Origin of the sequence: Streptacidiphilus albus JL83 (genome assembly GCF_000744705.1) — a bacterium.
GTDB lineage: Bacteria > Actinomycetota > Actinomycetes > Streptomycetales > Streptomycetaceae > Streptacidiphilus > Streptacidiphilus albus.
Genome location: NZ_JQML01000001.1, coordinates 1,501,666 through 1,520,641, shown reverse-complemented (window position 1 = coordinate 1,520,641; position 18,976 = coordinate 1,501,666). Strand labels below are relative to the sequence as shown.

The 18,976-nt window shown below is 70.4% G+C and carries 19 protein-coding genes; all 19 read left to right on the top strand.

Translation table 11 applies throughout. The features are described from left to right. Window positions 1-3: 3 nt before the first annotated feature. The gene (locus tag BS75_RS06645) at window positions 4-1,644 is read left to right on the top strand and encodes a thiamine pyrophosphate-binding protein (protein ID WP_034087532.1); all 1,641 of its coding nucleotides are present in this window, start codon (window positions 4-6) and stop codon (window positions 1,642-1,644) included. Window positions 1,645-1,719: 75 nt separating this feature from the next. Continuing rightward, entirely contained in the window at window positions 1,720-2,154 is a 435-nt protein-coding gene (locus BS75_RS06640; protein WP_034087531.1) for a nuclear transport factor 2 family protein, read from the top strand. Between the two features lie 38 nt (window positions 2,155-2,192). Next, window positions 2,193-2,648 (top strand): nuclear transport factor 2 family protein, encoded by a 456-nt coding sequence (locus BS75_RS06635; protein WP_034087530.1) that lies wholly within the window; start codon window positions 2,193-2,195, stop codon window positions 2,646-2,648. Window positions 2,649-2,681: 33 nt separating this feature from the next. Continuing rightward, on the top strand, window positions 2,682-3,053 hold the full coding sequence (locus tag BS75_RS06630) for a nuclear transport factor 2 family protein (RefSeq protein ID WP_034087529.1): 372 nt from the start codon (window positions 2,682-2,684) through the stop codon (window positions 3,051-3,053). Between the two features lie 29 nt (window positions 3,054-3,082). Beyond that, window positions 3,083-4,681 carry a GMC family oxidoreductase gene (locus tag BS75_RS06625; RefSeq protein ID WP_034087528.1) on the top strand — a complete coding sequence of 533 codons (1,599 nt, stop codon included), beginning with the start codon at window positions 3,083-3,085 and terminating at the stop codon, window positions 4,679-4,681. Between the two features lie 49 nt (window positions 4,682-4,730). Beyond that, window positions 4,731-5,288, top strand: coding sequence for a DJ-1/PfpI family protein (locus BS75_RS06620; protein WP_034092535.1), 558 nt, complete (start codon window positions 4,731-4,733; stop codon window positions 5,286-5,288). After that, on the top strand, window positions 5,288-5,755 hold the full coding sequence (locus tag BS75_RS06615; RefSeq protein ID WP_042438993.1) for a VOC family protein: 468 nt from the start codon (window positions 5,288-5,290) through the stop codon (window positions 5,753-5,755). Before BS75_RS06620 ends, BS75_RS06615 begins: the two co-directional genes overlap by 1 nt. Continuing rightward, complete coding sequence (locus BS75_RS06610) at window positions 5,752-7,590, top strand: AGE family epimerase/isomerase (RefSeq protein ID WP_034087527.1); 1,839 nt, start codon at window positions 5,752-5,754, stop codon at window positions 7,588-7,590. Before BS75_RS06615 ends, BS75_RS06610 begins: the two co-directional genes overlap by 4 nt. After that, window positions 7,587-7,922, top strand: a complete 336-nt coding sequence (locus tag BS75_RS06605) for an STAS domain-containing protein (protein WP_034087526.1) — start codon at window positions 7,587-7,589, stop codon at window positions 7,920-7,922. Before BS75_RS06610 ends, BS75_RS06605 begins: the two co-directional genes overlap by 4 nt. Continuing rightward, window positions 7,919-10,045: a glycogen debranching protein GlgX gene (gene glgX, locus BS75_RS06600; RefSeq protein ID WP_231607693.1), complete on the top strand. Its 2,127-nt coding sequence runs from the start codon at window positions 7,919-7,921 to the stop codon at window positions 10,043-10,045. The genes BS75_RS06605 and glgX overlap by 4 nt, the downstream gene beginning before the upstream one ends. A 45-nt stretch (window positions 10,046-10,090) precedes the next feature. Continuing rightward, window positions 10,091-10,402 (top strand): STAS domain-containing protein, encoded by a 312-nt coding sequence (locus tag BS75_RS06595; RefSeq protein WP_034087525.1) that lies wholly within the window; start codon window positions 10,091-10,093, stop codon window positions 10,400-10,402. A gap of 10 nt (window positions 10,403-10,412) precedes the next feature. After that, on the top strand, window positions 10,413-10,829 hold the full coding sequence (locus tag BS75_RS06590) for an ATP-binding protein (protein WP_034087524.1): 417 nt from the start codon (window positions 10,413-10,415) through the stop codon (window positions 10,827-10,829). 25 nt (window positions 10,830-10,854) lie between these two features. Beyond that, window positions 10,855-12,075, top strand: coding sequence for a PP2C family protein-serine/threonine phosphatase (locus BS75_RS06585; protein ID WP_081982142.1), 1,221 nt, complete (start codon window positions 10,855-10,857; stop codon window positions 12,073-12,075). Beyond that, on the top strand, window positions 12,076-12,798 hold the full coding sequence (locus BS75_RS06580; protein WP_034087523.1) for a MinD/ParA family ATP-binding protein: 723 nt from the start codon (window positions 12,076-12,078) through the stop codon (window positions 12,796-12,798). Between the two features lie 24 nt (window positions 12,799-12,822). Then, entirely contained in the window at window positions 12,823-14,154 is a 1,332-nt protein-coding gene (locus tag BS75_RS06575; RefSeq protein ID WP_034087522.1) for a sugar phosphate nucleotidyltransferase, read from the top strand. A gap of 214 nt (window positions 14,155-14,368) precedes the next feature. Further along, window positions 14,369-15,109, top strand: coding sequence for a type 1 glutamine amidotransferase domain-containing protein (locus BS75_RS06570; protein WP_034087521.1), 741 nt, complete (start codon window positions 14,369-14,371; stop codon window positions 15,107-15,109). Between the two features lie 50 nt (window positions 15,110-15,159). After that, on the top strand, window positions 15,160-15,627 hold the full coding sequence (locus tag BS75_RS06565; protein ID WP_034087520.1) for a (2Fe-2S)-binding protein: 468 nt from the start codon (window positions 15,160-15,162) through the stop codon (window positions 15,625-15,627). Between the two features lie 32 nt (window positions 15,628-15,659). Continuing rightward, window positions 15,660-18,053, top strand: a complete 2,394-nt coding sequence (locus BS75_RS06560; RefSeq protein ID WP_034087519.1) for a xanthine dehydrogenase family protein molybdopterin-binding subunit — start codon at window positions 15,660-15,662, stop codon at window positions 18,051-18,053. After that, a complete protein-coding gene (locus BS75_RS06555; protein WP_052069245.1) occupies window positions 18,050-18,910 on the top strand; it encodes an FAD binding domain-containing protein in 861 nt (286 codons plus the stop codon). Before BS75_RS06560 ends, BS75_RS06555 begins: the two co-directional genes overlap by 4 nt. The last annotated feature ends 66 nt before the right edge of the window (window positions 18,911-18,976 follow it).

Genomic DNA, 18,976 nt, shown 5'->3' with positions numbered 1-18,976 from the left:
TCCGTGACCTCAGCTGCCGGAAAATTCAAGCTGATCGAACAATTCAGGGCCGATGGGCTCGATCGGATGTTCGGAAATCCGGGCACGGTCGAACAGGGGTTCCTGGATGCGGCGGACCAGGACCCGGAGTTCCACTACATCCTCTCGCTGCAGGAGACGGTGGCCGCCGGGATCGCGGACGGCTACGCCCGCGCCTCCGGCGGAGCGGCGCTGCTGCAATTGCACTCCGGGGTCGGTCTCGGCAATGGCATCGGCATGCTCTACCAGTCGATGCGCGGCCACACCCCGCTGGTCGTGGTCGCCGGCGACGCCGGGGTGCGCTACGACGCGATGGACGCCCAGATGGCCGCCGACCTGGTGGCCATGGCCCGCCCGGTGACCAAGTACGCGACCCGGGTCACCGACCCGCAGTCGCTGCTCCGCACCGTGCGCCGGGCGGTCAAGATCGCCCTGACGCCCCCGCGCGGCCCGGTGTTCGTGGCGCTGCCGATGGACGTCCTGGACGCGGTCAACCACGAGTCGGTGCTGCCCACGGTCGTGCCCAGGACCGACAGCCTGCCCGCGCCCTCGGCGGTGGGGGCGGCCGTCGAGCTGCTGGCCGGGGCGGCCAACCCGGTCATCCTGGTGGGCGACGGGGTCAGCCTGGCCGGTGCCCAGCGCGAACTGGCGCGGGTGGCCGAGCTGCTGGGCGCCGACGTGTGGGAGGTGGACGCCTCCGAGGTCAACCTGCCCGCCTCGCACCCGCTGCGGCGCGGCATGACCGGGCACATGTTCGGCGAGCACAGCACGGAGCTGGTCGCCGGCGCCGACGCGGTGCTGATCGTCGGCACCTACGTCTTTCCCGAGGTCTTCCCCAATCTGGCCTCGCCGTTCCGGGTCGGCGCCAAGATCGTCCACATCGACCTCAACACCTATGAGATCGCCAAGAACCACCCGGTGGACCTGGGCATCGCGGCCGACCCCAGGGCGACCCTGGCCGCCCTGGCCGGCGGGCTGCTCCAGCGGATGGACCCGAAGCAGCGCCGGGCGGCGGAGTACCGGCTGGCCGAGCGGACCGAGCAGCGGAACGCCGAGGCGGCGGCCGTCCCCGGGCCCGACGCCGGGAACCTGGAGCTGTTCCTGCACCGGCTGGCCACCCGCACCGGTGGCGACCTGGTGGTCTTCGACGAGGCGCTGACCAGCTCCCCGCTGGTGACCCGGTACCTCCCGCCGGAGCGGCCGGGCGACTACCACCTCACTCGGGGCGGTTCGCTGGGTGTGGGCCTGCCCGGCGCCGTCGGCGCCAAGCTGGCCCGGCCGGACCGGGAGGTCGTCGGCTTCGCCGGGGACGGCGGCTCGATGTACACGTACCAGGCGCTGTGGACCGCGGTGCGCCACGGCGTGGACGCCAAGTTCGTGGTCTGCAACAACCGGAAGTACCGCCTGCTGGACGACAACATCGACCAGTACTGGCGCGAGCGCGGCATTCCCGCCCACAACTTCCCCAACTCCTTCGACCTGTCCACCCCGGAGATCGACTTCGCGGGCCTGGCCCGGGCGCTGGGGGCGCAGGGAGTACGGGTGGAGAAGCCGGGCGAGGCCGCCGCCGCCGCGGACCAGCTGCTCGACCACCGGGGCCCGTTCCTGGTCGACGTCCAGATCTGAACAGACCAGTCGCTTTCGCCGAATCGGTCGGCCGCCGCTCACCCGTGCGGCCGACCCCGTCCGAGGGAGGTCCCCATGACCGAAACGCCGCCGCTGACCGATGCGTCGATCCACGAGTTCGCCGTCAACTGGTACGTGGCTCTGGACCGCCACGTCCCGCTGCCCCAGGTGCTCGAACTCCTGCATGAGGAGATCGAGTTCAAGGTGCCCGAGGACACCTTCGTCGGCCACACCGGCTTCGCCCGCTGGTACGAGGCGGTGACCAACCGCTTCTTCGACGAGGTGCACACGGTCACCAAGGTCGAGCCGGTCTGGGCGGACGGCGAGGCCACCGTCCGGGTGGTGGTGAACTGGCAGGCGCGGATCTGGAACCCGCCGGCCGAGAAGAGCCAGTGGCTGGGCTTCGACGCCGACCAGACCTGGACCGTGGTGGCCGGCCCGAACGGCCCGCTGATCCGCCGCTACGCCGTCAACGCCCTCGACCCGATGCCCGGTTCGGCCGCGCTGTAGTCATCGAGGTGCTGTAGCCACCGAAGGGAATCCACACCATGACCGAAGTGACGCGATCCCAGGTCGAGGCCGCCTACCGGGCCCTGGGCAGCGGCGACCGCAGCAAGATCATCGAGCACTACGCCGAGGACCTGCGCTGGCTGGTGCCCGGCAACCACCCGCTGGCGGGCTGGTACGAGAGCCTCGACGCCTTCCTGGAGATGATGGCCACGGCCGGCAAGCTGAGCGGCGGGTCGTTCCGGATGGACCGCGAGCTGATCATGGTCGGCGACGACTGCTCCGCCGACGTCTGCCACAACTACGGGCTGCGGGCCGGTGCGCCGGAGGACAGCACCTCGCCGTACGAGCGCCTGGACTCCACCGTCTTCCACTTCATGCGCTGGCGCGACGGCCGGATCGTCGAAGGCCACGACGGCCTCTTCGGCGACGACGCGACCGCCTTCAGCCAGTTCTGGGCCCCGTTCCGGCCCGGCGGCATCCGCGACAGCCTCTAGCACCGATATCCAGTCACGAGCAGGGAGACAGCGATGAACGCACACGAGGTGCTCACCAAGTACTACGAGTACGCGAACGAGGGCGACTGGGACCGCTGGTGCGACCTCTTCACCGAGGACATGGTGATGGACGAGCAGCTGGCCGGCCACATCGAGGGCCTGGCCACGCTGCGCACCATGATGGCCGGGATGGACAAGATGTACCGGGTCTTCCAGAACCAGCCGGTGCGCTTCCTGGTGGACGGCGAGCACGCCGCGGCCGTCTCCCACCTGGTCGCCGAGAGCGTCACCGGGAAGCCGGTCACGGCCGAGGTCATGAACTACTTCCGGATCGTCGACGGGCGCATCGCCTACATGGCCAACTACCACGACACCATGCCCTTCCAGGTGCTCTCCCAGGTCTGATCCGCCGCTGTCCGAGCGAGGAGGTATCGGTGAAGGAGTACGACTACATCGTCGTCGGTTCGGGAGCCGCCGGAAGCGTGCTGGCCAACCGGCTGAGCGAGGACCCGCGGACCACCGTGCTGGTGCTGGAGGCCGGCGGCGACCGGATCCCGCCGGAGGTGGACGACCCGTCGTCCTGGTACAAGCTGCTGGGCGGCCCGATCGACTGGGGCTACACCAGCGTCCCGCAGCCCGGCCTGGGGGGCCGGAGCACCTACGAGCCGCGCGGCAAGGCCCCGGGCGGCAGCAGCAACCTCTACATCATGATGCACATCCGCGGCCACGCCTCCGACTTCGACAACTGGGCCTACCAGGGCGCGGCCGGCTGGTCCTACGCGGACGTGCTGCCCTACTTCGCGCTGATGGAGTCGCAGGAGGACGCGACCGCCGCCACCACCGGCACCGCGGGTCCCCAGCGGATCACCAACGCCGGTCTGCACCAGCCCAACCCGACCTCGCGGGCGTTCATCGACGCCGCGGTCGAGCTCGGCCACCAGGAGATCACGGACTTCAACACCTACGGGCCCCGGCGCGGACTGTTCGGCGCCGGCTGGCACCACATCGACGTGGCCGACGGACAGCGCCGGGGCTCGCTGGTCTCCTACCTGGAGCCGGCCCTGGACCGGGCCAACCTCACCCTGCGCACCGCCGCCCAGGCCTCCAGGCTGCTGTTCGACGGCGACACCTGTGTCGGGGTCGAGTACCAGCAGTCGGCGCAGCCGACCGGCGTGCCCGGTCGGGTGGTCGCCGACAGCTTCGGCAGCAGCGACCCGGCCGGCACCTACCAGGTGCGGGCCAGGCGCGAGGTGATCCTGGCGGCCGGCGCCATCGAGTCGCCCAAGCTGCTGCTGCTCTCCGGCATCGGGGCCCCGGACCAGCTGCGGAAGTTCGACATCCCGGTGCGGGCGGCGGTGCCCGGCGTCGGCGAGAACTTCCACAACCACGTGCTGACCGGGCTGATGGCCGAGGTCCGCCAGGAGCTCCCGCCGCCGCACCAGAACCTCTCGGAGAGCGCGCTGTTCCTCGCCTCCCGGCCCGGACTGCCCGCTCCCGACCTGCAGATCGCCTTCGTCCACGTGCCGTTCGACGTGATCGTGGGCCAGAACCACCCCAACACGGTGAGCATTCTGCCCGGGGTGGTCCGCCCGGTCTCCCGGGGCTGGATCCGGCTGGCGGACGGCAACCCGAGGTCGGCGCCGCTGATCAACCCGAACTACCTCGGCGACAGCTGGGACCTGGAGCGGATGGTCCAGGGCGTGAAGCTGGCCCGGGAGATCTTCGCCACCTCGGCGTTCTCGCCCTGGTACAAGCAGGAGCTGCAGCCGGGGCCCGACGTGGTCGGCGACGCCGCCCTGCGCGACTTCGTCCGCGACCACGCGGAGAGCTACCACCACCAGGCCGGCTCCTGCCGGATGGGCGTGGACGACCTGTCCGTGGTGGACCCGGAACTGAGGGTGCACCAGGTGAACGGGCTGCGGGTGGTCGACGCCAGCGTGATGCCGGCCGTGCCCTCCGGCAACTGCCACGCCGCCATCGTGATGATCGCGGAGCGGGCAGCCGATCTGATCAAGGGGGAGTCCCGTGTCTGAGGCCGTGCTGAAGCCGGGCCCGCTGTCCGGCAAGCGGATCGCCGTCCTGATGGAGAGCGACTACTACGAGCCGGAGATCTTCTACTACCAGCACCGCTTCGCCGAGGAGGGCGCCCGGGTGGAGTTCCTCACCCGGCTCTGGGGCCAGGAGCGGATCACCTTCAGCGGGCACGAGTACCGGGCCCCGTTCGAGGTCGACCGCGGCCTGGAGGGGCTGTCCGACGACGAGTTGCGCGGCTACGCGGCGCTGATCGTGCCCTCCGGCATGGTGGCCGACCGGCTGCGCTACACCGAGGACGTGGACCGGCTGGCCCCGGCCACCGCGCTGCTGCAGCGCGCCTTCGCCGAGCCCTCGGTGGTCAAGGGCATCATCTGCCACGGCATGTGGCTGGCGGCCTCGATCCCGGAGGAGGTGCGCGGCCGCAAGGTGGTCTGCCACAACAACCTCATCGGCGACATCAGGAACATGGGCGCCGAGTACGTCGACGAGGACGTGGTGGTGGACGGCGGCGACCTGGTCACCGGGCGCACCGGCGCGCACCACCACCTGTTCGCCCGCCGGCTGATCACCGTCCTGACCGAGCGCGCGGCCCGGGGGGAGTCCTGATGCGCTGGTCGCACGTGGGCCTCAACTGCCTCGACCAGAAGGCGACCGAGGACTTCTACACCCGCTGGTTCGGCTTCAGCCGGGCCCGGGTGGTCGACCTCGGGGACTCCTCGATCATCTTCCTGCGCCGGGGCGAGGCCTACCTGGAGCTCTTCGCGGCCGAGCAGGCCGCGTCGCAGACCGCCGACCACGACGGCCCGGCCGAGCCGGGCCGGATGCGCCACCTGGCGTTCCAGACCGACGACGTGGACGGGTTCCTGGCCGCCATGGGCGGGGCGGCCGAGGTGACCCTGGGGCCGCTGGGCTTCGACGACTTCATCTGCGGCTGGCGCACCGTCTGGTTGCGCGACCCGGACGGCGTGATCGTCGAGGTGAGCCAGGGCTTCGTGGACGACGAACCGCAGGGAACCACAGCAACGCAGAACCGCGGGCAGCACAGAGACAGCGACCGAAGGAGTGGGTCATGACTGATTCAGCGAACTTCACGTTCTCCGACACCCTCGCCGGCTACGTCGAGCACTTCGACTCGGACGCCCGGATCCTGCGGGTGCGCACCGCCGACGACCGCCGCTTCACGGTGTCGCTGGCCGGCGACCCCAGCGCCGAACTGCTGCGCAACCTCGACGAGCCGTACACCGACGCCTCCGCGCACATCGACGAGATGCTCTCGCCGGGGCGCTTCCTCTTCGTCGGCGGGGTCTTCTACCCCAAGGGCGACCAGGTGCACTGCGAGGCCAAGCGGCTGGTGTTCACCGGCCGGCAGGCCGAGGACTACCGCTTCGAGGAGGGGGGCTGGTGGGTCAACCAGATCGAGTCGCTGGCCGACTTCTACCGCCGGGCCCAGTTCCCGGAGGGCGTGGTGGACTTCGACGAGTACCGGACCGAGATCCGGCTGGGCGGCGAGAAGACCGACAGCCACGTCCAGGAGACCGACACCATCTCCCGGCTGGTCTACGGGATGGCCTCGGCCTACCTGCTGACCGGGAAGGACGAGTACCTGGAGGTCGCCGAGCGCGGCACCGAGTACCTGCGCAAGCACATGCGGGTGGTCGACAACGAGGACGACGTCGTCTACTGGTACCACGGCATCAAGATCGACGGTGACAGCGAGCGCAAGCTGTTCACCTCGGAGTTCTCCGACGACTACGACGCCATCCCGATGTACGAGCAGATCTACGCCCTGGCCGGCCCGATCCAGACCTACCGGATCACCGGCGACCCGGCGATCAAGGGCGACGCGGACGCGACCATCCGGCTGTTCGAGAAGTTCTTCCACGACGCCGAGCAGGGCGGCTACTACTCCCACGTCGACCCGATCCTGTTCCGGGCGGACCACGACACCCTGGGCGAGAACCGCGAGCGGAAGAACTGGAACTCGGTCGGCGACCACGCGCCCGCCTACCTGGTCAACCTGTACCTGGCCACCGGCGACGAGAAGTACGCGGACTTCCTGGAGACCACCTTCGACACCATCGTCGAGCGGTTCCCGGACTACAAGACCAGCCCCTTCGTCCAGGAGCGCTTCCACCGCGACTGGTCCCACGACACCACCCACGGCTGGCAGCAGAACCGCGCGGTGGTCGGCCACAACCTGAAGATCGCCTGGAACCTGATGCGGATGAACTCGCTGCGTCCCAAGGCCGAGTACCAGGAGCTGGCCACCAAGATCGCCGCGCTGATGCCCGCGGCCGGCAGCGACCGGCAGCGCGGCGGCTGGTACGACGTGGTGGAGCGGATCAAGCGCGACGGCGAGGACTACCACCGCTTCGCCTGGCACGACCGCAAGGCCTGGTGGCAGCAGGAGCAGGCGATCCTGGCCTACCTGATCCTGGGCGGCGTGGTGGGCGGTACCGAGTACCAGCGCGAGGCCCGGCAGGCGGAGTCCTTCTACAACACCTTCTTCCTGGACCACGACGAGGGCGCCGTCTACTTCAACGTGCTGGCGGACGGCATGCCGTACCTGCTGGGCACGGAGCGGCTCAAGGGCAGCCACTCGATGAGCATGTACCACTCGGCCGAGCTCTGCTACCTGGCCGCGGTCTACAACAACCTGCTGCTCAACGGCCGGGAGATGGACTTCTACTTCAAGCCCACGCCCAACGCCCTGCCGGAGCGGACCCTGCGGGTCTCGCCCGACCTGCTGCCGGCCGGCGCGGTCGAGCTGGCCTCGGTCGAGATCGACGGCAAGGACCACACGGACTTCGACGCCACCGCGCTGACGGTCCGGCTGCCCGAGGGCGACGAGCGGGTCTCGGTCAAGGTGCGGCTGCGGCCGGTGCCGAAGGCGGGTGCGGAGCGATGAGCCTCGAAGTCACCGTCCGCCGCGGCACCAGCGGCACCATCGTGGAGCTGGGCGGCGAGATCAACAGCTCGACCTCGGAGGGGCTGCTGGACCAGCTGCTGCCGCTGGTCGCCGAGGGCAACCCGCTGGTCGTGGACCTGTACGCGGTCGGCTACGTCTCCAGCGCCGGCCTGCGCACCCTGCTGGTGCTCTACCGGGAGGCCCAGCACGGCGGGACCTCGGTGCGGCTGAGCGGGCTGAGCGACGAGCTCCGGTTCGTCATGTCGGTCACCGGGTTCCTGGACTTCTTCGAGTCCGACGGGCCGAGCGACCCCGCCCGGGTGCTGCGGTGACCGGCGCCCGGAGCATCCACCGGATCGACTCCTACCCGACCCACCAGATCTCCGGGTTCGGCGTCAGGGTCGGCCGTCCGTTCCCGCTGGGGGCCACCCTGGTCCCCGGCGGGGTGAACTTCGCGGTGTACTCGAACCAGGCCACCGCGATGAGCGTGGTGCTCTTCAAGCGCGGCGACTCCGAGCCCTACGCCGAGTTGGAGTACCCGGACGAGTTCCGCACCGGCGCGATCTTCTCGATGACCGTGTTCGGCCTGGACCACGACAACATCGAGTACGGCTTCCGCGCCGACGGCCCGTTCGAGCCGACCCGGGGGCACCGCTTCGACCCGCGCCGGGTGCTGAGCGACCCGTACGCCCGGATCGTCTCCGGGCGGGACGTCTGGGGCAAGGTCCCCGACTGGAACGACGGCTACCAGTACCGGTCCCGGGTGGGCCTCGACGACTTCGACTGGGGCACCGACACCCCGCCCCGGATCCCCACCGAGGACCTGGTGGTGTACGAGGCCCACGTCCGCGGCTTCACCCAGAGCCCGTCCTCCGGCACCCTCGCCCCCGGCACCTTCGCCGGCCTGCGCGAGAAGATCCCCTACCTCAGGCAGCTCGGCGTCAACTGCGTGGAGCTGATGCCGATCTTCGAGTTCGACGAGTGCGACAACTCCCGCACCAACCCGGACACCGGTGAGCAGCTGTACAACTTCTGGGGCTACAACACCCTGTCGTTCATGGCGCCGAAGGCGGGCTACGCGGCCACCGGGCGCTGGGGGATGCAGTCCGACGAGTTCCGCACCCTGGTGAAGGACCTGCACGCGGCCGGCATCGAGGTGGTGCTGGACGTGGTCTTCAACCACACGGCCGAGGGCAACGAGCTGGGCCCGACCATCTCCTTCCGGGGGCTGGACAACGCCACCTACTACATGCTCACGCCCGAGGGCTACTACTACAACTTCAGCGGGACCGGGAACACGGTCAACTGCAACCACCCGGTGGTGCGCGAGTTCGTGCTCTCCTGTCTGCGGCACTGGGTCGCCGACTTCCACGTGGACGGCTTCCGCTTCGACCTGGCGGCCATCCTCAGCCGGGACGAGGACGGCACCCCGATCCCCAACCCGCCGCTGCTGGAGCTGCTGGCCTTCGACCCGGTGCTGCGCGAGTGCAAGCTGATCGCGGAGGCCTGGGACGCGGCGGGCCTGTACGAGGTTGGCCGGTTCCCGGCCTACGGCCGCTGGTCCGAGTGGAACGGCAAGTACCGGGACACGGTGCGGCGCTTCCTCAAGGGGGACTCCGGCACGGTGACCGAGCTGGCCGCCCGGGTGGTCGGCTCGCCCGACCTCTACGCCGGCCGGGGCGCCACCGCCTCGATCAACTTCCTGACCGCGCACGACGGCTTCACCCTCGCCGACATGGTCAGCTACAACGACAAGCACAACGAGGCCAACGGCGAGGGCAACAACGACGGCGCCAACGACAACAACAGCTGGAACTGCGGCGTCGAGGGGCCGACCGACGACCCCGAGGTGAACGCGCTGCGCCGGCGGCAGATGAAGAACGCCCTGGCCATCCTGTTCACCAGCCAGGGCGTGCCGATGATGCTGTCGGGCGACGAGTTCGGCCGCACCCAGCAGGGCAACAACAACACCTACTGCCAGGACAACGAACTGTCCTGGGTGGACTGGGGCCTGGCCGAGAGCAACGCCGAACTGCTGGACTTCACCCGCGGGCTGATCGCCTTCAGGTCCGCGCACATGGTCCTCCGGTCCTCCGGCCACCCCGACGGCAGCACCCCCGAGGGGGACCAGCTGCCCGACGTCAGCTGGCACGGCACCGAGGTCGGCAACCCGGACTGGTCCGCGGACAGCAGGCTGCTGGCCGTGCTGCGCAGCGGCCTGGGCGACAGCGACTGCGTCTACACGGCGATGAACGCGCACTGGGAGGCGCAGACGCTGAACCTGCCGCAGCTGCCGGGCGGCATGGTCTGGCACATCGCCGTGGACACCTTCGCGCCGGCCCCGCACGACCTCCACCAGGTGGGCAGGGAACCCGAGTTGGAGGATCCCTCCAGCTACCGGATCGGACCGCGCTCGGTGGTGGTCCTGGTCGGCCGGCGCCCGGTGCGGCCCTGAACCGCACGCCCCGCAAGGCAAGCGACAACTCGGAAGGACAAGACCATGCCCCTCACTCTCTCGTTCAGCAACACCGCGGACACCTCCATCATCGAGCTGGTGGGCGAGCTCGACGCCACCACGGCCGGTGACTTCCACGAGACCATCGAGAAGGCCGCCTCGCGCGGCCTGGCCACGGTGGAGATCCGGATGACCGGGCTCACCTACATGGCCAGCGCCGGGCTGCGCTCGCTGGTCTTCGCCCGGCAGAAGATGGGCGAGGAGGTGGAGATCCGGGTGGTCGGCGCGGCGGCTCCGGTGGCCCGGATCATCCGCGCGGCCGGCCTGGACCGCAGCTGCACGCTCATCGACTGCTGAGTCGGCCGCGATGACCGAGGGGGCATCCGTGCTGCGGGTGCCCGCTTCGTTCACGGGCCTGGAGGAGATCAAGTGCTTCGTGGTCGACCTGGCCCGGCTCGCAGTACTGCCGGACCAGGTCGGCTACCGTCTCCGCCTGGCGGTGGACGAACTGGCCACCAACACCGTGACCTACGGATACCGGGAGGAAGCCGGGACGATCACCGTGTCCGGCGGGGTGGAGCACGACCGGGTCTGGATCCGACTGGAGGACCAGGCCCCGCTCTTCGACCCGCGGACCCGGATGCGGCCACCCGACCCGACCGTGCCGCCGGAGGCCCGCCCGATCGGCGGCCTCGGCATCTACCTCGCCCTCAGCAGTCTCGACGAGTTCAGTTACGCCTGTGACACCGGACGGAACGTCAGCATCCTGACAGTCCGTCGCTGATAGGCAATATGGAGGAGGATCCCACATGTCAGGAATCGCGATCCTGATTCTCATTGAGCCCTCTTCTCCACCGGCCAACCTGTTACGAGCGCTGGAGTCGGACGAGGTGACCATCTCCGAACTGGGCCTGCTCGAACTGCTCTCGCGACCGCCTTCGGCACTGCCGCAGACCGACGTGCTGCTCGCCTCCGCCAGGGTCGAGCCGGCCTCGGTCGCGGCAGCCGCACGGCGTCTGGCAGGTCCGGGCAGCAACCCGATCGTCGTGGTCTACACGGAGGAGGACTTCGCAGAGCTGGAGGCGCACGTCCGGGTCGGCCACGACTTCCTGGTGCCGCCGTTCCTGCCGGCCCTGGTGCACTCGCGGCTGCACAGCTGCTCGGAGCGGGCCGACTTCAGCCAGAGCCTGAGCGAGGCCCATGCCCGGGCCGACCGGCTCAGCAACGAGCGGGAACTGGCCATCGGCCGGCAGATCCAGGCGGGGTTCCTGCCGGAGGAGCTGCCCACGCCCGCGGGCTGGGACATCGGCGTCAGCTTCCGGCCGGCCCGGCAGGTCGCCGGGGACTTCTACGACGTGTTCGAGGTGGCGCACCGGCGCCGGCTCGCCCTGGTGGTGGCCGACGTCTGCGACAAGGGCGTGGGCGCGGCGCTGTTCATGGCGCTGATCCGGAGCCTGCTGCGGCACGCGGCCGAGCACAGCGGCTTGCAGCACCTGGTCGCCGGGGGACCGGATCCGATCGGCACCCTGCCCGTGGTCGGGGCCACGCCGATGATGAACGCGGTCCTGAGCACCAACGGCTACCTGACCCGGAACCACCTGCGCCAGGGCTACTTCGCCACCCTGTTCTTCTGCGTGCTCGACCCTGCCACCGGCAGCCTGGTCTACATCAACGGCGGCCACAACCCGCCCCAACTGATCACCCGCCGGACCGGGGAACTGTCCGCCCTGGAGGTCACCGGACCCGCCGTCGGGGTGCTGGCCGACGGGGTCTTCACGCTCGGGTACGCCCAGATGGAACCGGGTGACACCCTGTTCATGTACACCGACGGCGTGTCCGAGGCCCGGAACACGGACGGCGAGTTCCTGGGCGAGGAGCGGATGCTGGCGCTGCTGTCCGAGCCCGCGGCGGACGGCCGGGCACTGATCGACCGGGTGGACCGGGCGGTGCTCGCGCACACCGGTCCGGCCGACCAGCACGACGACGTCACCATGATGGCCCTGCACCGCAAGCACGCGGCGGTGGCCTGAATGGCGCAGACCGTCGTCTTCCACTCGCATCGCGGCGGTACCGGAAAGTCGACCGTGCTGGCCAATCTGGCCGTGCTGCTGTCCCAGGCCGGCGGCCGGGTGGCCATGGTCGACACCGACCTCCAGTCCCCGGCGCTGGACGGCATGTTCGGCCTCGGCCCGCGTGCCGACTGCCTGGGCGACTACCTGCTGGGGCGATGCGACATCGAGTCGGCCGCGCACGTGGTGAGCAGTACCGGGCTGAGGCTGGTCCCGGCCCTGAACCAGTCCTGTCCGCTGGGGGAGATCATGTTCACCGGGTACGACGTGGGCCTGCTCCCGGAGGGCTTCAACCGGCTCGTCTCCGCCTACGGTCTGGACACGCTGCTGCTCGACACCCACACCGGGCCCAACAACGAGACGATGACCGCCATCGCCTGTGCCGACGTGCTGGTCACGGTCGTCCGGGCGGAGCTGGCCGAGCTGGCCGGGGCCGAGGAGACCGTCGCCCTGGCCCGGAGACTGGAGTGCCGCCGCTCCGTGGTGATCAACATGTCATCGGGGAACGTCGACGCGGAGCTCGCCCGACGCCGGGCCGAGCGGCTGTACGGAGCGCCGGCCGTCCTGCTGCCCTACGCCCCGGAAATAGCGCAGCTCGACGGCGAGAAAATTCTTTTCGAAGCCCGCCCCCGGCATTCGATGGTCGCGGACTTCCGACAGTTGATCGACGTGCTCCTCGACTAGTCCCGATCTTGGACGGGGGATGAAATGGAAGAAGTCTCGACAATTGCCCTGGCAGGTGGCCGGGGAATTCGCGCCAGGCCGCTGACGCTCAATTCCGGCGACTATCTCAGGAGCAAGGCGACGGTGTCGCTGGCCGGCCGACCGCTGATCGAGTGGGCGGTGACCGCGCTGCGCGGGCTGGGGGTCCAGGACTACTACGTGGTGGCCAACGGGCGCGAGAACCGGGTCCAGATCAAGGAGGTGCTGGGCCACGGCGAACGCTGGGGCGTGACGGTCCGTTACTCCCGCTCGCGGTTCGACCAGGACAACACCGGCAGCGGCCAGGCCACCCTGTGCGCCCTCGACTACTGGGACCTGGAGGGGCTGGCGCTGGTCGTGCCCACCGACTCGGTCTTCGACTTCGACCTGTCGGAGCTGGTCCGGGCGCACCGGGCGGCCGGCGCCGACGTGAGCGTGGCGACGGTGATGCGACCGGCGCTGGAGGCGGCCGACACCTACGGGGTGCTGGACGTGGAGGGCGACGGGATGGTCCGCCGCTTCGTGGAGAAGCCCGCCCCGGCGGCGGCGCTCGCGCTGGCGGCGGCGGCCGGTCCCGGCTCGGCCGACCTGCTGCACACCAGCACCGGCATGTATCTGATCGACTGTCAGCGGCTGCGGATGGCCGCCGGCGACCCGGCCCTGGCGGCGCTGGCGCGGACCAGGCTCGACTGGGGCAACGACCTGCTGCCGTACCTGGTGGCCAACGGCTACCAGGTGCTGGCCCAGCCCATCGCCAGATTCGGCGACCTCGGCCATCCGGCCGGTTATCTGGACACCCTCAAGGACGTGCTGCTGGACCGTTACCCGCTGCTCAGCGCCGGGATCGACCCGCCGGTCGGGTCGGTGGCCGGGCTGCGGATCCACGAGAGCAGCCTGGAGATGAAGGACCCGATCAGCGGCCGGACCCTGGCGGACAAGATCAGCGACGGCAGCGTCCGGATCGGCCCCGGCGTCCGGATCGGCCGGGACGTGGAGATCGGTCCGGCGGTGACCCTGGTCGAGTCGGACATCGGCGACGGCGTCGACCTGGGCGAGGGCTGCACCCTGCGCGGGGTCTCCTGCGGCGACCACGGGGTGATCGGCCCCGGGGCCCGGCTCACCGACGTCTTCCTGGGCTGCATGGTGGACGTCCGCTCGACGCTCGAACGGCCGGTGGTGCTCAGCGAGTACTGCGCGCTGGGCGACGAGGTGCGGGTGCCGGCCGGCACCCGGCTGCGCGGGGTCCACGCGTTCCCGGGGCTCCGACTGGCCGAGAACGCCCGGATCCCGGTGGGCGCGAGCCTGGCGGGCGTCGGCGACCTGATGCGCTGGCTGTGACCGCCGGACGGCCCCGTAGGTGCTCTTGACATTCTCGCCGGTGTTATTCGGACGCTGGTCAAGGGCCGGTCGGAGGTCTTCCGGTCAATGCAAGTGACTAACTCGACGGGGAATTCCCCGTCGCTCTCGATCGACGCTCCGCGCCATGCTCAAATCGAACTCGCGGCTACCGGATCGAATGCCGCGCAGACAACTCCACGTGGGGAGAGCAGACATGAAGATTCTTGTGATCATGACCGCGAAGGCGACACTCCACCTGCTGGACGGAGAGCAGCACCCGTCCGGCTTCTGGGCGGAGGAGTTCGCGGTGCCCTACCAGATCTTCCGCGACGCCGGCTACGACGTCGACGTGGCCACCATCGACGGCGCCGTGCCGACCGTGGACCTGACCAGCATCGACCCGGCGTTCCTGCAGTGGGTCCGGCCGCAGGGCAGCGAGAACAACGACGAGGCCAACGCCGCCGAGTACGTCCGCGTCATCGACGCCGCGCCGCAGCTCAAGCAGCCGCTGCGGATCGAGGACCTGACCGCGGAGTCGCTGGCGGACTACGACGGCGTCTACGTGAGCGGCGGCCACGGCGCCATCGGCGACCTGCCCAAGTCCGACGAGCTGGCGCAGCTGCTCCGGTGGGTGCTGGAGCAGGACAAGCCGCTGGCGACCGTCTGCCACGGGCACACCTCGCTGCTGGCGCTGCGCGACGGGGAGGGCCACTGGCCGTTCGAGGGCTACCGGATGACCGCCTTCTCGCACGCCGAGGAACTGGTCACCAACATGGCCGGCCGGCTCCCGCTGATCCTGGAGGTCGAACTGGTCCGCCTCGGCGCCCAGTACGAGAAGGCCGAGCTCATCTGGGGCTCGCACGTGGTCATCGACCGCAACCTCACCACGGGTCAGAACCCCTACTCGTCGAAGGCCCTCGCCGAGACCTTCGTGAAGCAGCTCGCCGCGTCCTGACCGGATCCGAACGCCGGGCTGACCAGCCGGGGGAAGTAGGGGCTTGAACCATGAAGATCTCCATGAGCGTCAACGGAATGCCGGTCGAGGCCGACGCACTACCCCAGGAACTCCTGGTCGAGCGACTTCGCGACGACCTGGAGCTCACCGGGACCAAGATCGGCTGCGACACCGGCCAGTGCGGCACCTGCGTCGTCGATCTCGACGGCCTGTCCGTCAAGAGCTGCCTGGTGCTGACGGTGCAGGCGGACGGCGCCGAGGTGACCACCATCGAGGGCGTCAACCCCCTGGACGGCAGCCTCACCGAGCTGCAGGAGGGGCTGCGCAAGGCGCACGGCACCCAGTGCGGCTTCTGCAGCCCCGGGGTGGTGATGTCGCTGCGCGACCTGCTGGCGCGGGAGACGGACCCGTCGGAGGAGCGGATCCGGGAGTGGCTGACCGGGAACCTGTGCCGCTGCACCGGATACCAGAGCATCGTGCGGGGAGTCCAAAGCCTCGCCGCCGCTCCCGGCAACTGAGCCGGCAACCGAGCGAGGAGAGGGAGAAGAAGATGACAACGGAGGGAAGACGGCTCGTCGGTGAGCCGGTCGACTGCCGGGAGGACCCCCAGCTGCTGCGGGGGGAGGCGACGTTCATCGGGGACGTCACCCTGCCGAAGATGGCGCACATGGCCATCCTCGGCAGTGAGCACGCGCACGCGCTGATCAAGGGGATCGACACCAGCGCGGCCGAGGCACTCCCCGGAGTGATCAAGGTGGTGACCGCGGCGGACTTCGCCGACGTCATGCCGATGCCCTGCATCTGGATCCCCGGCGGGGTCGAGAGCCACTTCCCGCCGCACCCCTACGGCCTGCCCGGCGCGCGTCCGGTGCTCTCCGGCGACCGGGTCCGGCACGTGGGCGACCCGATCGCCGCCGTGGTCGCCCAGACCCCGCGGCAGGCGCACGCCGCGCTGCGGGCGATCCGGGTGGACTACGAGCTGCTGCCGGTGGTGACCCGGGCCGACGAGGCCGTCAAGGAGGGCGCCCCGCAGCTGCACGACGCGGTGCCGAACAACCTGAACGCCTACTGGACCTGCGGCGAGAAGGAGAAGACCGAGTCGGCCTTCGAGGCGGCCGAGGTGGTGGTCGAGATGGACCTGGTGAACCAGCGCACCATCAACAGCCCGATCGAGCCCCGGGGCGCGGTCGGCCACTACGTGCCCGCCACCGGGGAGTACACCCTCTGGGCGTCCACCCAGGGCCCGCACAACCACCGGTTCCTGCTGGCCGCCCTGGTGCTGGGCATCCCCTTCAACAAGCTGCGGGTCATCGCCCCGACCGTGGGCGGCAGCTTCGGCACCAAGGGCTACCTCTACTCCGACATGGCGCTGGTGCTGCTGCTGTCCAAGATGATCCGCCGCCCGGTCAAGTGGGTGGACACCCGCACCGGGCTGATGCGCTCCACCGTCCAGGGGCGCGACCACCGGCAGCACGTCAAGCTGGCCGGCACCCGCGACGGGCGGATCACCGGGCTGCACTGCACCAGCTACGCCAACCTGGGGGCCTACCCCTCCACCATCGGCCCGGGTGTCGCCACCGCGCTGATGGGACGCAGCATCAGCGGGATGTACGCCATCGACGCCGCCTTCTGCGAGGTCTACGCGGCCTTCACCAACACCGTCTCGCTGGGCGCCCAGCGCGGCAGCGGGCGGGCCGAGGCCGCCTTCCTGATGGAGCGCCTGGTGGACCGCTACGCCGCCGTGATCGGCATGGACCCGGCGGACGTCCGCCGGAAGAACCTGGTGCCCGACGACGCCTTCCCGTACGAGAACGGGCTCGGCTGGACCTACGACTCCGGCAGCTACCGGGAGAACCTCGACCTGGCCCTGGAGCTGTCCGGCTACGACGACATGGCCGCGCGCAAGGCCGAGGCCCGCACCCGGGGCAAGCGCCTCGGCGTGGGCCTGGCCTGCTACGTCGCCATCTGCGGGGTGGGTCCGTCGACCAGGATGTCCCAGGAGGGCATGCTGGGCGGCACCTGGGAGAGCGCCAACATCCGGGTCCACCCGACCGGCGAGGTCAGCGCCACCGTCGGCTCGGCCTCCACCGGTCAGAGCCACTACACCGTCTACTCCCAGGTGGTGGCCGACGAGCTGCAGATCGACCAGGACCTGGTCCAGGTGATGGAGGGCGACACCCTGCGCGCCCCCTACGGCCAGGGGACCTACGGCAGCCGCTCGTTCAGCATGGCCGGCCCGGCGTTGGCGCTGACCGCGCGGAAGATCAAGGAGAAGATGCGCCGCGGCGCCGCCGCCCTCTTCAACGTGGACATCGACAAGGTGGTCTACCAGGACGGCAAGATCTTCGTCGTGGGCGAGGAGGAGGAGAAGTCCAAGACCTTCGCCGAGCTGGCGATGGCGCTCTGGTACGGCTGGGGCCTGCCGCCCGAGGTCGAGCCCACGCTGGACGAGACCACCTTCTTCGACCCGCCGGACTTCAACTACCCCTTCGGCAGCCATGTCGCGGTGGTCGAGATCGACGAGCTGACCGGGGTGACCGAGGTGGTCTCCTACACGGCGGTCGACGACGCCGGGGTGATCGGCAACCCCAAGATCGTCACCGGGCAGATCGAGGGCAGCATCGTCCACGGCCTCGGCCAGGCGCTGATGGAGCACGCCGAGTACGGCGAGGACGGCAGCCTGATCACCGCCGACCTCCGCAACTACGCCCTGCCGCGCGCCGCCGACGTGCCCTTCTTCGTCCTCGGCCGGACCATGACGCCCACTCCGCACAACGCCCTGGGCTCGAAGGGGGCCGGTGAGATCGCCACCGTCCCGCCGGCGGCCGCCGTGGTCAACGCGGTCTGCGACGCCCTCTCCGACCTCGGGGTCGAGCACATCGACATGCCGATCACCCCGGAGAAGGTCTGGCAGCGGCTCTACCCCCAGGGAGACTCCCAGTGATCCTCACCCCCTTCGAGTTCGCCAGACCCAGCACGCTCAAGCAGGCCACCACGCTGCTCGCGGGCACCGGCGGCAGCCGGCCGCTGGCCGGCGGGCAGAGTCTGCTGGTGGACCTCACCACCGGCGAGGCGGAGGCGCCGCTGCTGGTGGACCTGGCCCTGCTGGACGAGCTGCGCGGCATCCAGCGCCGCCGGGACGGGGGTCTGAGCATCGGCGCGATGACCACGCTGGCCGAGCTGGCGACCCATCCCGAGGTGCGCACGGCCGCCCCGGCGCTGGCCGAGGCGGCCGGGGCCAACGGCGACCCGCAGGTCCGCAACCGGGGCACCGTCGGCGGCAATCTGGCCGCCGACCGCTCCGGCCCGGGGCTGCGCGCCACCGACCTGCCGGTGGCGGCGATCGCCCTCGACGCGGTGCTGACCCTGGCGGACGCCAAGCGCAGCTGGACGCTGCCGGCCGCGGAGCTGGCCGAGGGGCTGCCGGCCGGGGCCGTGATCACCTCGCTGGACCTGCCGGGCCCCGGCAGCGGCGGCAGCTCCCGCAGCGCCTTCGAGAAGTCGGCGGACCGGGCCAGCCTCTACCCGCTCTGCGCGGTGGCGGTGCGGCTCAACACGGCCGAGGACGGCAGCGAGGAGCGCTACCGGATCGCGGTCACCGGGGCCACCGGGAAGCCGCTCCGGCTGACCGGGGTGGAGGCCCGGCTGGCGGGCACCCGGCCGGGGACCGCCGCGGTGCTGGAAGCCTTCGCCGCCGTGCCGCCCGGGGTCTTCGTCCCCGGGCGCGGCGGCTCGGCCGAGTACCTGCGGCACCTGGCCGGGGTACTGACGTCGCGCGCGCTGGCCCGCGCGGGCGCCTAGCCGGACCGTCCGGAGGCCGGCGACCGCATCCGCTGCGGTCGCCGGCCCGGACGCGGCGGAACGACT

Excerpts from the sequence above, each read along its gene's own strand:
- BS75_RS06640 (WP_034087531.1), top strand. The coding sequence starts at position 1,720 with ATGACCGAAACGCCGCCGCTGACCGATGCGTCGATCCACGAGTTCGCC.
- BS75_RS06635 (WP_034087530.1), top strand. The coding sequence starts at position 2,193 with ATGACCGAAGTGACGCGATCCCAGGTCGAGGCCGCCTACCGGGCCCTG.
- BS75_RS06630 (WP_034087529.1), top strand. The coding sequence starts at position 2,682 with ATGAACGCACACGAGGTGCTCACCAAGTACTACGAGTACGCGAACGAG.
- BS75_RS06620 (WP_034092535.1), top strand. The coding sequence starts at position 4,731 with ATGGAGAGCGACTACTACGAGCCGGAGATCTTCTACTACCAGCACCGC.
- BS75_RS06615 (WP_042438993.1), top strand. The coding sequence starts at position 5,288 with ATGCGCTGGTCGCACGTGGGCCTCAACTGCCTCGACCAGAAGGCGACC.
- BS75_RS06610 (WP_034087527.1), top strand. The coding sequence starts at position 5,752 with ATGACTGATTCAGCGAACTTCACGTTCTCCGACACCCTCGCCGGCTAC.
- BS75_RS06605 (WP_034087526.1), top strand. The coding sequence starts at position 7,587 with ATGAGCCTCGAAGTCACCGTCCGCCGCGGCACCAGCGGCACCATCGTG.
- BS75_RS06595 (WP_034087525.1), top strand. The coding sequence starts at position 10,091 with ATGCCCCTCACTCTCTCGTTCAGCAACACCGCGGACACCTCCATCATC.
- BS75_RS06590 (WP_034087524.1), top strand. The coding sequence starts at position 10,413 with ATGACCGAGGGGGCATCCGTGCTGCGGGTGCCCGCTTCGTTCACGGGC.
- BS75_RS06585 (WP_081982142.1), top strand. The coding sequence starts at position 10,855 with ATGTCAGGAATCGCGATCCTGATTCTCATTGAGCCCTCTTCTCCACCG.
- BS75_RS06580 (WP_034087523.1), top strand. The coding sequence starts at position 12,076 with ATGGCGCAGACCGTCGTCTTCCACTCGCATCGCGGCGGTACCGGAAAG.
- BS75_RS06575 (WP_034087522.1), top strand. The coding sequence starts at position 12,823 with ATGGAAGAAGTCTCGACAATTGCCCTGGCAGGTGGCCGGGGAATTCGC.
- BS75_RS06570 (WP_034087521.1), top strand. The coding sequence starts at position 14,369 with ATGAAGATTCTTGTGATCATGACCGCGAAGGCGACACTCCACCTGCTG.
- BS75_RS06565 (WP_034087520.1), top strand. The coding sequence starts at position 15,160 with ATGAAGATCTCCATGAGCGTCAACGGAATGCCGGTCGAGGCCGACGCA.
- BS75_RS06560 (WP_034087519.1), top strand. The coding sequence starts at position 15,660 with ATGACAACGGAGGGAAGACGGCTCGTCGGTGAGCCGGTCGACTGCCGG.